This window comes from Klebsiella sp. HMSC16C06 (genome assembly GCF_001808325.1).
In the GTDB taxonomy this organism is placed as follows: Bacteria; Pseudomonadota; Gammaproteobacteria; order Enterobacterales; family Enterobacteriaceae; genus Klebsiella; species Klebsiella variicola.
Genome location: NZ_KV792978.1, coordinates 1 through 3,103 on the forward strand (window position 1 = coordinate 1; position 3,103 = coordinate 3,103).

Here is a 3,103-nt window from a genome sequence, read left to right on the forward strand (position 1 = left end):
GCGACACCAGGGAACTTAACACGGTAGCTGCAAACTTTGGTCTCCGTCAGAAGGGAAACCAAGGTCGCACCACTTAAGCTTAAAATCCTCCCCTCTAGAAACTTCCGATTAAACCTTTTTTCGAATCTCAGGAGTGAAGAAGAGGGATTATTGCCGGAAAGTCACAAAAAGCGGAACATTGTTGCGGTGAATAGATTATTGCCTGAGGGGCAAAATTAACCACGTAATGACCTTTAAAATAGCAACAATGAGAAAAGCCAGCTTTTCCCCCTCAGCAGCAGCGTGCCGTGAGGGGGAGTAACTACCCGACCAGCGGATGGTTAGCAGTTTTCATTTCATGATGCGTCTTCACCAGGCAAGGCCTGTGAACTGACAGAGTCATTACGGAGTGTAAAGCGGATCTTAATCTGACCACTGAAAACGGCTTCTCCTTCATATTGAGAATGCAACGTTACTTGTAGTGGTTCTCCTTCCACCTCCTTCTTTTTCATTGGGTTCGTTCTTTTATGTGAATTGTTCGCACATCACTCCCCGCATACACTTTGCAGGTATGACGGTTTGGCCGTGGTTCCGATTCTGCAATGCCGCCGTTGGCTAAATTAAAATCCATATGCCCGGATACGGACGCGTTTAGCGTAGCGGGGGAGCCGTCAACCGAGAGGATCATGCAATCCGCATCTATTTCTACGGTGTGCTCGCCAATTTTGTACAGTCGACCAGCGGGCTGGCCATCGTCGGCCATTGCGAACGTAATACCTGCCGCCACTATGGCGGCTATCAGTAAAGTCTTTTTCATAATCTTGCCATTAGCACAAAGGAAATTGTTAATAATGATCAATTATTGACCTTAATGGACAATAATTTTCTATATCCAAACTGCCCCCTAGTAAGCCGGAAATGTCAGCAATTCCGGCTTACCAATCCAGTTTAATTTAAAGAGAAAAAATACTTTAAATCCTCAGAGTTTCGCTCCAAAAGACCAATATAATGGGAATAAGAACGGACTAGCTTTAAATAACCAGAAATATAAAAAATGCCATAATTTTCATATAGTTCAGAGTACCCTTCGCAACATGAAGTTGATATACCTCCCCATCCTAGAGGGAATTCATCATCAACAATTTTAAAAAAGTTAGAGGGAACCCACATAGGCCCATTATTATCAGGACAAACGAGAAAATCCACTCGGCCAGGATAGAACATTAACCCGTGCACCTGATACTGCATATCTACGCTGAGAGGAAAATAGTCTGTTTGCTCTGTTTCCCCCATAAATCTTACATTATCAGGTAAGTTCTGGCCTGAAGTATACAAGCATTTAACTATCATATAGTTACCTATTTGAAAAATTTCTAAGATTGATTGTCATTCCATCTTTCTTCGCATAATAAACTATTCCTAATGGAGTTTTCTGCTCTTGTAATTTTGATGGGAACATCTCTCTGTCACTCCCCGGACGTCGCCTGAAACAGTGTTTTCAGAACGCCCGTGTTTCCAGTGGATGGCCAGCTACTGGTCTGAACCATTCATATCAAGATTGAAGGCTGTGATTTTCTTAAGCGATTCAGGACGTGAAAAAGCCGGAAAGGTGGCCTTTTCAGCGGCAGTTTTTATCGCAGCACAATAGTCTTTATTGCCTTCGCCAGTTGAAATATTCGTTGTTGTCCCGTCAGGCGCTAACCCCACCACTAACCAGCATTGTTTTCCCTTCCATCTTCCTGGGTTATCGAGACGGGCATTAATCGCTGCTCTCATTTTTCGCGCCTGTAAAGCCCCTTCATCCTGGTCATTCCAGCGCACAGTATTGCAGCTGTCGGTGGCCCTGAGTTTATGGCACCCGGTGGGTTTCAGCGGCGCGCAGCCTGTTATCACTGTTGAGACTATCGCGAGTAAAAGTGCTGTTTTTATCATTGCATTCTTCCCTGTGCTATGGATTTATCTTTCATACCGAGAAGGCCTAATGGGAGCGAAGCTGCAAAATTCGACATTTACGCTCAGACTAATACCGGCCACTGTGGCGGACCCGTTCATGGTCAGGAAGCGATCGACAGGCGATTGAAATTCCTAACCATGAACAATTTGAAAACAAGAACCTCGCTTAGGACCGTGTCCACAAATTGTATAAGAAAGACTTCAACCAACGAAATTATTTAGCTTTTACATTACAAACTACCGACTGAAGCGACCGTAACTAAGAGGCAAACAGTCAAGAATCCCTGCTGGGGGAATGGTGGGCGACAACATTTGAAAACTCACTCCCTTCATAACCTGACTGACTTATTCGCAGTGATTAACATATTGTGATGTAGCAATGCCCGCTCTGAGCGAGGAGCGGACGTTAATTTTGAAGCTTTTAAGATCTACCTGCAGTGGTAACTGGGCATATTGATCATTGAGATTAGACAGCGAACCACTATCCCAGGAGATTTATAGACATTTCCATACAGCGCAGTTCAGCCTGCGCCAAGGCAGAGGGATACATGCTTTCCTGCATAAGTTTGAAACCATGTTTCTCATAAAAAGTCTGGGCATTTGGTGTTGAGGACAAAGTCAATTGCTCAAAACCACGTCCACGAGCTTCATTTTTGATGGCTTCAATAATCTGACTACCTAACCCTTTACCTGTATATTGAGGTAGCGTAAATACAGCCTCAATACTTCCTGTAGATAGATCAAGAAAGCCTGTAGCTAACAGTCTGCCATCAGGGGCAGCAACAACGAAAAAAGGATTCGCTACAATGACGTTCCTGTAGCTCTCAGGCATTTTTTCCGGGGTCCATGCCGCAATAACCGCATCATCGTAACTGTTCTTACATCCGTAACGTATGGCCTGATTTCGAATGTTCCAGCATTCTTCTGCTTCCACAGGCACAGCAAGTCTGATCTTCATACCTTTCCCTTGTACGTTTTATTCTGCGAACCATTTACATCTACCATAAAAATTCTAAAGCATACCCATTAAATTTGAGTGAGGCGGCAACGTCAGCTTCTGGCACAAAGCAGACATTAAAGACTACAGCATCGGATGCCGCGTTAGCGGCATGGAGGCGCCAGATGAAGCTGCATGTATCTGTGGAGTCAAATGGCGCCGAAAGCCCGGCGT

The 3,103-nt window shown here is 44.6% G+C and carries 4 protein-coding genes; all 4 read right to left on the reverse strand.

Features of this window, described 5'->3' with window-relative positions; genetic code table 11:
- Window positions 1-487: 487 nt before the first annotated feature.
- The gene (locus HMPREF3142_RS01435) at window positions 488-796 is read right to left on the reverse strand and encodes a hypothetical protein (RefSeq protein ID WP_070611418.1); all 309 of its coding nucleotides are present in this window, start codon (window positions 794-796) and stop codon (window positions 488-490) included.
- A 131-nt stretch (window positions 797-927) separates the two neighbouring features.
- Complete coding sequence (locus HMPREF3142_RS28870) at window positions 928-1,329, reverse strand: hypothetical protein (protein ID WP_126315416.1); 402 nt, start codon at window positions 1,327-1,329, stop codon at window positions 928-930.
- A gap of 180 nt (window positions 1,330-1,509) precedes the next feature.
- Window positions 1,510-1,911: a cell envelope integrity TolA C-terminal domain-containing protein gene (locus tag HMPREF3142_RS01440; RefSeq protein WP_050563839.1), complete on the reverse strand. Its 402-nt coding sequence runs from the start codon at window positions 1,909-1,911 to the stop codon at window positions 1,510-1,512.
- 502 nt (window positions 1,912-2,413) lie between these two features.
- Complete coding sequence (locus HMPREF3142_RS01445; RefSeq protein ID WP_032431065.1) at window positions 2,414-2,890, reverse strand: GNAT family N-acetyltransferase; 477 nt, start codon at window positions 2,888-2,890, stop codon at window positions 2,414-2,416.
- Window positions 2,891-3,103: the final 213 nt, after the last annotated feature.

Excerpts from the sequence above, each read along its gene's own strand:
- HMPREF3142_RS28870 (WP_126315416.1), bottom strand. The coding sequence starts at position 1,329 with ATGATAGTTAAATGCTTGTATACTTCAGGCCAGAACTTACCTGATAAT.
- HMPREF3142_RS01445 (WP_032431065.1), bottom strand. The coding sequence starts at position 2,890 with ATGAAGATCAGACTTGCTGTGCCTGTGGAAGCAGAAGAATGCTGGAAC.
- HMPREF3142_RS01440 (WP_050563839.1), bottom strand. The coding sequence starts at position 1,911 with ATGATAAAAACAGCACTTTTACTCGCGATAGTCTCAACAGTGATAACA.
- HMPREF3142_RS01435 (WP_070611418.1), bottom strand. The coding sequence starts at position 796 with ATGAAAAAGACTTTACTGATAGCCGCCATAGTGGCGGCAGGTATTACG.